Origin of the sequence: Achromobacter spanius, from assembly GCF_002966795.1 — a bacterium.
GTDB classification, from domain to species: domain Bacteria; phylum Pseudomonadota; class Gammaproteobacteria; order Burkholderiales; family Burkholderiaceae_B; genus Achromobacter; species Achromobacter spanius_D.
Genome location: NZ_CP023270.1, coordinates 3,096,518 through 3,109,845, shown reverse-complemented (window position 1 = coordinate 3,109,845; position 13,328 = coordinate 3,096,518). Strand labels below are relative to the sequence as shown.

Genomic DNA, 13,328 nt, shown 5'->3' with positions numbered 1-13,328 from the left:
GGCTACGCCTCGCTCGGCAAAACCTGGGAACCGGGAAGGAGCGCTCGGAATCACGTCCCGAAGCGCTTCCCGAAGCAAGCTCGGCAGACGTGATAAAGCCGCGATCAAAGACCGCTGCGCTGCTCTGACTTACCACGTCAAAAGCGCCCGCTAGCGCGCGCCCCTCACCGTCCCAGATTCGTCCTGGCCAACTCAATCACCTCGTCGCCCCTGCCGTTCATGATGGCCTTCAGCATGTAGAGGCCGAATCCCTTGGCCTGTTCGAGCTTGATCTTGGGCGGGACGATCAGCTCTTGCGCCGAGGTCAGCACGTCGACCAGCACCGGGCCGGGATGGGCCAGCGCTTCTTGCAGGGCGGCGTCCAGAAATTCCGACGATTCGACTCGGATGCCTCGGACCCCGACCGCGTCGGCCATGGCGGCAAAGTTGGGGTTTGACAGGTCCGTGCCCGTATCCAGGAACCCCGCGGCCTTCATTTCCATGGAGACAAAGCCGAGCGAGCCGTTGTTGAAGACGATGATCTTTACGGGAAGCTGCAGCTGGGACAGGGACAGAAAATCTCCCATCATCATCGTGAATCCGCCGTCGCCGGACATGGAGATCACCTGCCGCCCCGGCGCCGCTGCCTGCGCGCCGATCGCCTGGAGCATCGCGTTGGCCATCGAGCCGTGATTGAAGGAGCCCAGCAAACGGCGCTTGCCGTTCATGGTGAGGTATCGGGCCGCCCACACGGTTGGCGAGCCGACATCCGCCGCGAAGATGGCGTCGTCATTGGCCAGTTCGTTGATGCGGCGGGCCAGGTACTGCGGATGCAGCGGACGGCCGGCGGGCGCCGGTGCGGCCAGGTTGTCGAGTTCCTTGCGGGATTCCCGGTAATGCCGGAGCGCGGCGTCGAGGAAGGCGCTGTCCTGGCGCTCGTCAAGCTGCTCCAGCAACGCGGCGATGGTCTCGCCGACGTCCGCGGCAATGCCCAACGTCAGTGGTGCGCGTCGGCCGAGAGCGCTCGGGTCGCGATCGACCTGGACGATCTTTGCGCGCTTGGGATAGAACGGGCGATACGGAAAGTCCGTGCCCAGCATCAGCAGGAGATCGGCGTTCTCCATGGCGTGGTAGCCGGACGAAAAGCCGATGAAGCCGGTCATGCCGACATCGTAGGGGTTGCTCCACTCGACATGCTCCTTGCCGCGCAGCGCATGGATGACGGGGGCCTTGAGCCGCTGGGCCAGCGCGACGACCGCGTCGTGGCTGCCGGCGCAGCCGCTGCCGGCCAGTATCGACACCTTCCCTGCTCCGGACAGCAGCTGGACCAGTTCCTGCACTGCTGCTGCGTCCGGGCGGATGTGCGGGCGCGCGGGCGGCAACGGCCACGACGCCGGCGCATCTGACGGCGCGGCCGAGAGCGCCACGTCGCCGGGTATCACCAGGACCGCCACCCCTTGCCTGCCGACCGCCGTGTTGATGGCGCGGGCCAGTATCCCAGGAAGTTGCGCGGGATTGGAGACGAGTTCAACGAATTCGGAGCATTCCTTGAACAGGTCCTGGGGGTGGGTTTCCTGGAAGTACCCCAGCCCAATTTCAGACGACGGAATGTGGGCGGCAATGGCCAGCACCGGGACGCGGCTGCGTTGGCAGTCGAACAGGCCATTGATCAGGTGCAGATTGCCGGGGCCGCAACTGCCGGCGCATACCGCCAGCGTGCCGGTGATCGCGGCCTCGGCGCCGGCGGCGAAAGCGGCGGTCTCTTCGTGGCGGGTGTGCATCCACTCGATCTGGCCCTTCCTCCGCAGGCTGTCGTTCAGTCCATTGAGACTGTCGCCCGTCACGCCCCAGATGCGGCGGACCCCCACTTCGGCAAGCACGTTGACAAGATAATCTGCGACGGTTGCGGCCATGGAATGCTCCTTGAAGGAACGCCGCCGGGACACGTACCGCTAGGGTTGGCCCAAGCGCCGGAAGTTGAATTGCGTGCGGAAATCGTAGCACCGCGCCCCGGGCCAATTCCAAGGGCTGGATGTCGGCAGCGCCATGCCTACCAGCTAACATGGCGGGATTATTTGATCGTTTGATTACCAAAAGGACGGCCATCTGCCGTGGGCGCGGAAACATGAATGATTTGCCTGGCACGGCGCCGGCGCTGACAGCCGCGATGACGCGGCTGGATCCGGACATGCTCGACAACCACGCGGACGCGGCGGTGCGCGATCTGCTGCGCGAAGGCAGTTCCGCCAACACGGCAGCTAGTTACCGCGCGGCGATCCGGTACTGGTCAGCCTGGTTTGGGTTGCGGTATGGCCGCGCCTTCGCGTTGCCCTTGTCCGAGGCAGCGGTCATTCAGTTTGTGGTGGACCACGCGCAGCGGTCTTCAGGGACGGGATTGGAATGGGAGTTGCCGCTGGCGCTGGACCGCGAGCTGGTGCGGCTGAAGGCGAAGGGCCGGCTGGGCGCGCCCAGCCTGAACACGCTGCTGCAGCGTCTATCGGTGCTGTCGAAGGCGCATGAGTTGTTGGGGCACCCGAATCCCTGCCGCACCGCCGCCGTGCGGGAGCTGGTGTCCAAGACCCGCCGGGCCTATGCCCGCCGCGGCGTGGCGCCCGCCCGCAAGGAGGCGCTGACGCGCGAACCGCTGGAGGCCATGCTGGACACCTGCGACGACACGTTGCGCGGCAAGCGCGACCGGGCGCTGCTCCTGTTTGCCTGGGCCAGCGGCGGCCGGCGCCGGTCGGAGGTGGTACGTGCCACGGTGGAAAACACCCGGCGCACGGGCGATGGCTATCTCTATACGATGGCGCATTCGAAGACCAACCAGACGGGCGCGGTCCGGGCGCAGGACCAGAAGCCGATCCTGGGCAGGGCTGCAGAGGCGCTGGCGGACTGGCTGGCGGCAAGCGGGATCCTGCAAGGGCCGATCTTCCGGCGGGTCAGGCGCGGCGATGTCGTGGGCGAACCGCTGGCCGCCGCAGCCGTGCGCGACATCGTGCTGGAACGCAGCCGGCTGGCGGGGCTGGACGGCGCGTACTCGGCGCACAGTCTGCGTTCTGGATTCGTCACGGAAGCCGGGCGGCGCAACGTGCCGCTGGGCGACACGATGGCAATGACCGGCCATGCCAGCGTGGCGACGGTGATGGGGTATTTTCGCGCCGGCGCGGCCGCGCAGTCGCCCGCCGCGCGCCTGCTGGACGACCCGCAGGAGCCAGCCCTACAGGATCCGCGCAACCTGCCGTAATGCTTGCAGTGACCTTACAATCACCGCGCTCCGGCCTTTATCCCGACCGATTCCCTTCGGATCCAGGATGAGCGACCGGGCGCCGGCTCGTCCCCTGCCCGTTTCGATCCCATGCAAATCAATCTTCGCGGGCTTGTGCTTGCGCTTACCGTCTTCAGCGCCATCACCGCCACGGCCAATGCCCTGTATGCAAGCTATCGCGTGCAGCGGGAGCAATTGATCGAGAACACGCTCGAATCCAACCGTGTCTACGCCACGAAACTGGCGGAAGGCGCCTCCAGTTTTCTGCGATCGGCGCAGCAGCAATTGGGATATAGCGCGCGGCATATCCCGGACCTGATGGAATCGCCGGATCGGCTGGCCGCTGAAGTGATGCGCGTGCAGCAACAGACGGACAGCTTCAACTCGGTGGGCGTGGTGGGCGCGGACGGCACCATCCTGGCGACCACGGCGTCCTTCCGCAGCTTTCTGGGCGCACAGGTCGACAGTCCGGGCAGCCGCGCCGCCCTGAGCAAACGCCAGCCCATGATCAGCAAGCCGTACGTGTCGATCGCGGGCAATCTGCTGATCAACGTCACGCACCCGATCTTTTCGAACGACGGCGCCTACATGGGGTACCTCGGGGGCACGATCTATCTGCGCAATGAGAGCGCATTGAATGAACTGCTGGGCAAGCATCACTACCACGACGGATCGTATCTGTATGTGGTGGACGGCGACGGGCAGCTTCTCTATCACACGGATGCCACGCGCGTCGGTGAAACGGTATTGACGAATCCGGTGGTCACATCGGTGATCAAGGGCAATACCGGGGCGATGCGCGTCATCAACACCAAGGGCGTGGACATGCTGGCCGGATACGCGCCGGTGCCCATCAGCGGCTGGGGCGTGGTCGCGCAGCGCCCCGCGCAGATCACGCTTGAACCGATCCACGACCTGATCTGGGCGTTGCTGGGCTATGCCGCGCCGCTGGCAGTGGCCTTCCTGCTGGCCATCTGGTGGTGCGCCCGGATGATTTCGCTGCCGCTGTCGCAACTGGCCACCAATGTGGAACATCAGGACGTGGCCGTGGCGATGCAGCGGGTCCAGTCCGTGAAAGCTTGGTATTTCGAAGCCGAACGGCTCAAGCGCGCCGTGATGGCCAGCTTCACGAGCCTGCAGGACAAGATCGGCAAGCTGAACCTGGCCAGCATCACGGATCCGCTGACTGGCCTGCGCAACCGCCGCGGCACGCAGGATGCGGTGGATCAGATGCAGGCCGGCAGCACGCCGTTTTCGGTGGTGGCGCTGGATATCGACCATTTCAAGCGGATCAACGATACCTACGGCCACACCGTGGGCGACGAGGTGATCCGCGACATGGCGCAGATCATGCGCGAATGTTCGCGGCCGTCGGACGTGCTGTGCCGCAATGGCGGCGAGGAATTCCTGATCCTGTTGCCCGGCGTGGCTGCGCCGGAGGCGGTGAATGTCGCCGAACGGCTGCGGGCGCACATCGCGCAGCGGCCGTTGCACGGCGCCAACCACGTGACGGTGTCTGCTGGCGTGGCCCAATGGCCATCGACCGGGCCGGACGTGGACGAAACGTTCCGGGCGGCCGATGCCGCGCTTTATGTCGCGAAGCAGCAAGGGCGTAACCGCGTGGTGATGCACGAGGCGTGAATCCGCGTTTCCGGACCAGGGCATGACACGACGCCCCTTGCAAGTTTTCGCAGAAAAGCGCAATCAACCGCATTGCAGCGAAATACTCTTGCCAACATAAATTGAAATAGGCCGGAATCTGCCAAAACAACGTTTTGGCTAGGGGCATTTACAGTATCCTGCGCAGCTTCGACTTCGCCTGGACCTGCACGCCGAGATGTTGCGCCCTGCCGTCGCGCCAAAATCGCTGGAACGTCATTTCATCGCGCTGGCTGTAGGCGTGCTGTTGCTGGTGTCGGTGTTGGCCAGCATTCTGCTCTATCAGAATTGGCAGTCGTACGGCGCGGCGTCGGACGCACGGCAAGCGTTTGGCTCGGTGCGGACGACGATCCGCGTCCTGGAGCATTCCTCGGCCGAGCGCGGTCCCATGAACGCCGCGCTGGGGTCTGCCCTACCGGCGCCACAAGCCGTAATGACATCCCTGGCCACCGCGCGTGGCAAGACGGACAGCCTGATCGAAGCACTGATTGCGCTGCATCCCGGCGCGGACGGCATGGCCAAGCGCAGCGAAATTCAACGCATACGCCAAGCGCTGACTGACGCGCGCCAGGATGTTGACCGGCTGATCGCCACCCCGCGCGATCAGCTATCCGGGCAGATGCTATGGGACGGCGTCAGCGCCATGGTGCGCATCATTCCCCAATGGCAGGCGAGCCTGGCCGCCAACGCGGGCCTGGTCATGCGCAGCGAAGCCAATGCGCCCAGCCTGTTGACGCTGGCACTGCTGGCGAGCGAACTGCGCGAACAGGCCGGCCTGCTGGGCTCGACCTACACGCCCGCGCTGAGCCGGCAGCGGAAGCTGACCGCCGAAGAACAGTTCCGCATCGAACGGGTGCTCGGCAGGATCGACGCGTTGCACGCGTTGATCAGGGCGCGGATGGCAACGCATCCGGATGTGCGGGCGTCCGAGGTGTATGCGCGGATGGAGCAGCGCTACTTCGGGGAAGGCCTTGCCTACCTGGAGCGGGTGCGCGAGCAGGTGTCTCGGCAGTGGGACGAGGCATCGGTGACGACCGGCGAGCTGGCCGCGGCGTATGTGCCGCTGATGGGCGCCATCACGGAATTTCGCGACGTACTGCTGGACGAGATGGAACGCCACATCGACGCGCATCGCGTGTCGGCGGCCCGGTTGCTCGCCGTGACGCTGGCGGCGACCACGCTGCTGGTGGCCGCGCTGGCAGCGGCGCTGGTGCAATTCCGCAAGCGCGTGATCCAGCCCTTTGCACTGGCCACGCGCATCATCGGATCGGTCGCCAACGGGTCCACGCCCGCGAAAATCCCTCCCGGCAAGTACCACGGCGAAGTCGAAGAGGTGTTCAATGCGCTACGCGTGCTCAAGGAAAACGCCGCGGCGCGCAAGCGCCTGGAAGCGGAGCGCGACAAGCTGATCGCGGATCTGGCGCACACCGCCGAGACGGACTACCTGACAGGGCTGTTGAACCGGCGCGCGTTTGAAAAGCGGTTTGAGGCGGCGCGCGCGCATTGGGACGAAAGCCAGCCGATGCTGGCCTTCATTCTGTTCGATATCGACCACTTCAAAACCATCAACGACACGCATGGGCATGCCAGCGGCGACCTGGCGCTCAAGGCCGTGGCCGATCTGTGCCGCACCACCTGGCGTCAGTCGGACGTGGTCGCGCGCGTGGGCGGGGAGGAATTTGCGGTGCTGTGCCGCACGCGTGGCGCGCAGCAGGCGGTGGAGATGGCGGAACGGATGCGCGCGTGCATTGGCGCGAGCATGGTCACGTCAGAGACCGGCGTCACGTTCGGCCTGACGGCCAGTTTTGGGGTGGCGTGTATTTCGTGGAGCCATGCGGAATCCGCCAGCGGCCTTTTCCGGGCCGCTGACGAACTCTTGTATCTGGCGAAGTTGAATGGGCGCAATCAGGTCCAGCAACGCACCCTGGGGTGAAACCGGCTTGACGGCCCGGAGGCTTGCCGGATTACGACTTGACGCGTGAAACGTCGGCCTGCTTGGAGGTCTCGGCGCTGCGGGAGGGCGCGTCGTGACGGTCGGACTGCTTGTTGGATTCGGGCGCTTTCCAATTCAGCGGGGGGATCTCGAAGCTTCCCTTCTTGGCAGTCAATTGATGAGTCATAAGCATGCTCCTGGACAGGCACATGGCTTCCCCCGCCGAGCACCATGCACAGATTCTGGCGGGCCATGAATGCCGCGGATGCGGGGGAGCATTCAGAAGGCAGGCGGCGCCGGGAAGAGTTATCGGCAATTTAGTGTTGTTTTTATAGTGTTGCTTTTGCCGATAGATAAAAGATTTTAGCACGGAGTTGACAGAAATAGCAAGCAGGAGTACTGGGTGCGTGCCAATCGGCAAACGCCGCCCCTATAATCGCTATCCATTCTCATTCTCGACCATACCCATCGCGCCGGGCCAACCATGATCGAATCCCCTCCTCCACGATCCGCGGATTCGATCACCACGATGTACGCCAACCATCACGGATGGCTGCTGGGGTGGTTGCGCAAGCGGCTGGGCAGCGCGGCGGATGCGGCCGATCTGGCCCACGATACCTTCCTGCGTGTTCTTGGAAATGCGCGCGCCGACGTCCGCGAGCCGCGCGCATTTCTGTCGACGGTGGCCGGCGGCATCCTGGCCAATTTCTACCGGCGCCGCGACATCGAGCAGGCGTATTTGCGCACGCTGGCAGATCTGCCCGAGACGTACGCGCCCTCGCCCGAAGCTCGCGCCATCGTGTTGGAAACGCTGGTCGAGATCGATCGGCGGCTGAGCGGTCTGCCCGCGCCGGTCAGGCAAGCGTTCCTGCTGGCGCAGGTAGACGGGATGAAGCAGTCCGAAATCGCCGCAACGCTCGGCGTCTCCCTGCCGACGGTGCAGCGCTACGTCGCCCGCGCCTTGTTGCAGTGTTTTTTCTGACGCGGCATCCGGAGACCACGACGTGAGCATTTCCGATCCCTCGCGTTTTGCGCCCGCGGCGCCGATTGCCGACGCGGTGGCGCGGCAAGCCGTCGACTGGTTCGTGCGGCTGCGCGCCGATGTGGTCAAGCCCGAACTGCAGCACGCGTGGACCGCATGGATCGCGGCCGACCCTGAACATGCCCGCGCGTGGCGTCATCTGCAGCATTGCGCGGGCGACGTGGCGGAACTGCCTTCCGTGTTGGCGCATGCGACGCTGGCGCGGCCGGCAGCCACCGGCCGCCGCCGTTTCATGAAGTCCGCCGCGCTGCTGGCGGCCGGTGCGGGCGCCTCGTGGTGGGCCGTGCGCACCGAACCCTGGCAGCCGCTGCTGGCCGACGCCAGCACGCGCGTGGGCGAGCAGCGGCGGCTTACGCTGCCCGACGGTTCCACCGTGCTGCTCAACACGGATAGCGCGATCGATATCGGCGCCGGCGATGGGCGGCGCATTCGCCTGACGCGCGGCGAGATTCTGGTGGACGCGGTGCGAGCCCGCGACGCGGCGGCATCGCCGTTTATCGTGCAGACCCGCCACGGCGAGGTCGAAACGCCCGGCTCGCGGCTTGCGCTGCGGCTGGAGGCGGCGCGCAGCCTCGTCCATGCCGTGACGGGGCCGCTGATCGTGACGCCGGCCAATGCGACCGTGAACCGACGCGAGCTGCTGGCCGGTACGCAGGCCGCGTTCACCGCGTTCGAGGTTCAGACGCCTGAGCCGGCGCGCGCGGGCGATCTGAGCTGGACCGATGGCGTGCTGGCGGCACACGACATGCGGCTTGACGCCTTCCTGGCGCAACTATCGCGATACCGCCCCGGGGTGATCCGCTGCGATCCCGCGGTGGCGGACCTGCGCGTATCCGGCGTGTATCCGTTGGGCGATACCGGCAAGGTGCTGGAAACGCTGGCGCTGACGCTGCCCGTATCGATGCGGTCGATGACGCGCTATTGGGTGTCAGTCGGCCCGCGCGGGTCGGCGGCTTGAAGCTGGCCCGAGCGGGTCGGCGCTTTCCCCCCTCTCCCAACCCCGCAAATTATTTTCAGATTCCGTGATGGGTTTTCCGATCTCGCGTGGCATAGGAGCTGAAGTCCCTGTGTTCACTCCCAACGACATCGAGATCCCAATGAGTCTTCCCGCCTTCAAGAGCCCGCGCCAACCGCGGCCGGCCCTGCGCGCCCTGGTCCTGGCGCTGGGCATCGCAAGCGCCCTGCCCGCCGTCCTGGCGTTTCCGGGCGCGGCGCAAGCGCAGAGCGCCACCGCCAACTTCCGCATACCCGCCGGACCGCTCGCCGGCGCGCTGCTGCAATTCGGCCGCGATTCCGGCCTGATGCTGTCCTATTCGGCTGCCGATGTCGAAGGCAGGCAAAGCCCGGGCGTCAATGGCGCCTACCGGCCCGCCGAGGCGCTTGCCGCGTTGCTGTCCGGCACGGGCCTGGCTGCTCAGCGTCTGGCAAACGGCAGCTTCGCGCTGCGGCCGGCGGCGCAGGTGCCGGTTTCCACACTGGCGCCGATCGAGGTGGCGGCCAATCCGTTGTCGAGCCGCGCGTGGGGCCCCGTGGATGGATTTGTTGCGGGGTACAGCATGACGGGCACCAAGACCGATACGCCGTTGATTGAAACGCCCCAGTCGATTTCCGTGGTGACCCGCGACCAGATGACGTGGCAGGCCATTCAGAAGACCGAGCAGGCGCTGCGCTACGAGGCCGGCGTGCGCGCCGAACTGGCGGACGACCTGCGCCATCAGAACATCACGGTGCGGGGCTTCAGCGTGGCCGCGTCCAACCAGGGCATCTATCTGGACGGCCTGGCGCTTGCGACCCGCTATTACGGCTCGTACGACGTGAATCCGTATGCGCTGGAGCGCGTGGAAGTGCTGCGCGGGCCGGCATCGCTGCTCTACGGCCAGAACCAGCCGGGCGGGATCGTGAATCAGGTGAGCAAGCGGCCTACCGAGACCCCGCTGCACGAAGTGGAGTTCACGACGGGCGATCCGGGCCGCGCGCAGTTTGGCTTTGACTTCAGCGGCCCGGTGACCGAAGACGGTCAATGGCTGTACCGCCTGACCGGCCAGGGCCGCAACGCCGATACCGAGGTGGACACGGTGCGCGACAAGCGCGCGTTCATCGCGCCGTCGTTCACGTGGCAGCCCAGCGCCGCCACGCACTTCACCGTGCTGACGAACTTCCAGCGCATCCGCGCGGGCTCCACCGACCAGTGGCTGCCATCCGTGGGCACCTTGACGCCCACGCCGTACGGCCGGATCTCGCGTAGCTTCTTCTCGGGCGAGCCGGATTTTGACCGCTACGACAAGGACCAGGCGATGCTGGGCTACCTGCTCGAGCACAAGTTCAACGATAGCTGGACGGTGCGCCAGAACGCCCGCTACAACCAGAACCGCACGCATTACCGCGCGCTGATCTCGGAACTGGGCTGGGGCACCTTGCCCGATGGCGAGCCGGATTACCAGTCCCTGCAACGCTACGCCTTCAGCTCGGACGAGAAGGCGCGCACGCTTGCGGTGGACACGCAGCTTCAGTACCAGGGCCGCACGGGCGCATTCGCGCACACCGTGCTGCTGGGGCTGGACTACCAGCAGTCGAGCTTCGACACCCAGCTGGGATTCGGCATGGATGGCGTGCCGCCGATCAATCCGTTCAACCCGGTCTACGGCTATCAGATCGACGCGCCGCCCATCTACAACGACACGTTCCAGCGCATGCGCCAGCTTGGCCTGTACGCGCAGGATCAGGTCAAGATCATGGACAAGCTCGTTGTGACGGCGGGCGGCCGGATGGACTGGTCCGAGGCGAGCACGCGCAACAATCTGACTGGTACGCGGACGCAGCAGAATGACAACGCGTTCACCGGCCGCATCGGCATGGTGTACCTGTCGGACACGGGGCTGGCGCCGTATGTCAGCTACGCCACGTCATTCCGGCCGCAGGCGGGCACCACCTTCGCCGGCACGCCCTTCCGTCCGACCAAGGGCGAACAGTACGAGGCGGGCGTAAAGTTCCAGCCCAAGGGGTTCGACAGCTTCATCACGGCGTCCGTGTTCCAGATCGAACAGCGCAACGTGCTGACGCGCGACCCCGAACACGCGAATTCGCAGGTGCAAACCGGCAAGGTGCGCTCGGAAGGCTTCGAGCTGCAAGGCAAGGCATCGCTGGCCCGCAACCTGGACATCGTCGGGTCCTACACGTACACGGACATCACGACGGTTTCCAGCAACTACCCGGAACAGATCGGCAAGGTGCCATTTGCCGGCGTGCCCGCGCACATGGCGTCGCTGTGGGTGGATTACACCATCGACACGGGACCACTGGCCGGACTGGGATTCGGCGCGGGCGCGCGCTATCTGGGCACCACCTACAGCGACCTGGACAACGCCGTGAAGGTGCCGTCGGTGACATTGGCCGACGCCGCGATCCGCTATGACCTGGGCCGCGCAAGCCCGGCGATGAAGGGCGCGACGCTGAGCCTGAACGCGTCGAACCTCTTCGACAAGGCCTACGTCGCCTCGTGCAACAACGTCAACTTGTGCTTCTACGGTCCGGGCCGCGTGGTGCTGGCGACGCTGCGCTACAACTGGTGATTGACTTCGGAGAATGATCGTTCTACCATCTGCCCATTGCAGATAGAACGATCATTCTCCATATGTCCGATTCCACCCTTACCTCCCCTTCCGACGTGCAGGAAAAGCTGCTGCGCGCCACCGAACATCTGATCTATGGCGGCGGCATCAATGCCACCGGCATGGACCTGATCGTCAAGACCTCCGGCGTATCGCGCAAAACCATCTACAACCACTACGGCACGAAGGAAGCGCTGGTGGCCGCGGCGCTGACGGCCCGCGACGAGCGCTGGATGCAGTGGTTCATCGACGCCACGACCCGCGCAGTGTCGCCGCGTGCCCGCCTCTTGTCGATCTTCGATGCGCTGCGCGAATGGTTCGCGTCGGACGGCTTTCGCGGTTGCGCGTTCATCAACGCCGCCGGCGAAATCGGCGACGCCGATAGCCCGATCCGCGCGGTTGCCCGGCGCCACAAGGAACGCCTGCTTGCCCACGTGCAGTCGCTGGTGCAGGCCGCCGGCCTGCCGAACGCCGATGAGCGCGCGCGCCAACTGTTGGTACTCATTGACGGCGCGATTGCCGTGGCCATGGTCACGGGCGATGCGTCGATCACCGACAGCGCCGAACGCGCCGCCCAGGCGCTGATTGACGCGGCCCACTGAGTCCACGTCCTCCTCTTGCTTTTTTCCACCCCCCGTCCTTGAGGCCCTTGCCATGACGACAACCTCCGAAGTCCGCCCGCCCCTTCCTCCCTTCACGCGCGAGAGCGCCATCCAGAAGGTCCGCCTGGCCGAAGACGGCTGGAACAGCCGCGATCCCGACAAGGTTTCGCTGGCCTACAGCCTGGACACGCACTGGCGCAACCGCGCCGAGTTCGCCACGAACCGCGAAGAAGCGCGCGCGTTCCTGGCGCGCAAATGGGCGCGCGAGCTGGAGTACCGCCTGATCAAGGAGCTGTGGGCCTACAACGGCAACCGCATCGCGGTGCGCTATGCCTACGAATGGCATGACGACTCGGGCAACTGGTTCCGTTCGTATGGCAACGAGAACTGGGAGTTTGGCGAAGACGGCCTGATGATCAACCGCTACGCGTGCATCAACGACATGCCGATCAAGGAAGCGGACCGCAAGTACCACTGGCCGCTGGGACGGCGTCCCGACGATCATCCGGGGCTGTCGGAACTGGGCCTGTAGTGCCCATCCTTGCCCATGCGCGCATGTGATCCGCATGCGCGCAACCCCCGCATTTCGTTTGAAAACAGCCTAGGGATTTCCCCCGGTTTTGTTGCCATACGCACACCCGCGCGCAACTTTCGCGAACCTTGAAAGGTGAACGGAAGTTTGGATTTTTAGACTCCCGCATTCATTGCAGTGTCAGCTTTTGTTCAGACCGCAGTCAGACATAAGCACAACAACGGGAGGAAAAGACCATGCAATCAAAACGCAGCGCCGTACGGCGCGAGGCGTGGGCCGCGGGCACGATGATCGTGCTGGGCCTGGGCGCCATCGCGCAGGCGTCAACCTACACATTGGGAAGCCTTGATCGCATGGGTCCGGGCATGTTCCCCGCGATTCTGGGCGTGCTGCTGGTCCTTCTGGGCCTGGCTATTGCCAAGACGGCGACCTCGCCCGTTGTTGTCGAGGAAGATGCCGAAGAAGTGGCGCCGCCCGAGTGGCGCGGCTGGGGCTGCATCATCGGCGGGTTGCTGTCCTTCATCCTGATCGGCAAGTTCGGTGGCCTGGTGCCCGCGACCTTCGTGCTGGTCTTCATCTCCGCCATGGGCGATCGCCAGCACACCTGGCGCAGCGCAGCCATCCTTGCCGCCGGCGTCACGGTGCTTGGCGTGGCGGTTTTCTCCTGGGCCCTGCAGCTCCAGTTTCCGTTGTTCCGCTGGGGTTGAT

Annotated in this window: 11 protein-coding genes; 9 read left to right on the top strand and 2 right to left on the bottom strand. The window is 65.3% G+C overall.

Going from position 1 to position 13,328, the window contains the following annotated elements; all coding sequences use genetic code 11:
• Positions 1-164 precede the first annotated feature (164 nt).
• Positions 165-1,892, bottom strand: a complete 1,728-nt coding sequence (gene poxB / locus CLM73_RS13895) for a ubiquinone-dependent pyruvate dehydrogenase (RefSeq protein WP_105238924.1) — start codon at positions 1,890-1,892, stop codon at positions 165-167.
• Between the two features lie 212 nt (positions 1,893-2,104).
• On the opposite strand from poxB, the gene CLM73_RS13890 reads away from it, so the two are divergent.
• From CLM73_RS13890 to CLM73_RS13880, 3 genes are all read left to right on the top strand, one after another.
• Positions 2,105-3,223: a site-specific integrase gene (locus CLM73_RS13890; protein ID WP_105238923.1), complete on the top strand. Its 1,119-nt coding sequence runs from the start codon at positions 2,105-2,107 to the stop codon at positions 3,221-3,223.
• Between the two features lie 111 nt (positions 3,224-3,334).
• Complete coding sequence (locus tag CLM73_RS13885) at positions 3,335-4,885, top strand: sensor domain-containing diguanylate cyclase (protein WP_105238922.1); 1,551 nt, start codon at positions 3,335-3,337, stop codon at positions 4,883-4,885.
• A gap of 196 nt (positions 4,886-5,081) precedes the next feature.
• The gene (locus CLM73_RS13880) at positions 5,082-6,836 is read left to right on the top strand and encodes a sensor domain-containing diguanylate cyclase (protein WP_105238921.1); all 1,755 of its coding nucleotides are present in this window, start codon (positions 5,082-5,084) and stop codon (positions 6,834-6,836) included.
• Between the two features lie 31 nt (positions 6,837-6,867).
• Here the strand turns inward: CLM73_RS13880 and CLM73_RS29145 are convergent, their stop codons facing one another.
• Positions 6,868-7,023 carry a hypothetical protein gene (locus CLM73_RS29145; RefSeq protein WP_175121543.1) on the bottom strand — a complete coding sequence of 52 codons (156 nt, stop codon included), beginning with the start codon at positions 7,021-7,023 and terminating at the stop codon, positions 6,868-6,870.
• A gap of 297 nt (positions 7,024-7,320) precedes the next feature.
• Between CLM73_RS29145 and CLM73_RS13875 the strand changes: the two genes are divergently transcribed.
• The 6 genes from CLM73_RS13875 (at position 7,321) to CLM73_RS13850 (ending at position 13,327) form a co-directional block, all read left to right on the top strand.
• Positions 7,321-7,818, top strand: a complete 498-nt coding sequence (locus CLM73_RS13875; RefSeq protein WP_105238920.1) for a sigma-70 family RNA polymerase sigma factor — start codon at positions 7,321-7,323, stop codon at positions 7,816-7,818.
• A gap of 22 nt (positions 7,819-7,840) precedes the next feature.
• On the top strand, positions 7,841-8,836 hold the full coding sequence (locus tag CLM73_RS13870; protein ID WP_105238919.1) for a FecR domain-containing protein: 996 nt from the start codon (positions 7,841-7,843) through the stop codon (positions 8,834-8,836).
• A 139-nt stretch (positions 8,837-8,975) separates the two neighbouring features.
• Positions 8,976-11,447: a TonB-dependent siderophore receptor gene (locus CLM73_RS13865; protein WP_158685859.1), complete on the top strand. Its 2,472-nt coding sequence runs from the start codon at positions 8,976-8,978 to the stop codon at positions 11,445-11,447.
• Between the two features lie 62 nt (positions 11,448-11,509).
• A complete protein-coding gene (locus tag CLM73_RS13860) occupies positions 11,510-12,088 on the top strand; it encodes a TetR/AcrR family transcriptional regulator (protein WP_105238917.1) in 579 nt (192 codons plus the stop codon).
• Between the two features lie 52 nt (positions 12,089-12,140).
• Positions 12,141-12,620 carry a DUF1348 family protein gene (locus tag CLM73_RS13855; RefSeq protein ID WP_105238916.1) on the top strand — a complete coding sequence of 160 codons (480 nt, stop codon included), beginning with the start codon at positions 12,141-12,143 and terminating at the stop codon, positions 12,618-12,620.
• A gap of 236 nt (positions 12,621-12,856) precedes the next feature.
• A complete protein-coding gene (locus CLM73_RS13850) occupies positions 12,857-13,327 on the top strand; it encodes a tripartite tricarboxylate transporter TctB family protein (RefSeq protein WP_105238915.1) in 471 nt (156 codons plus the stop codon).
• Position 13,328: the final 1 nt, after the last annotated feature.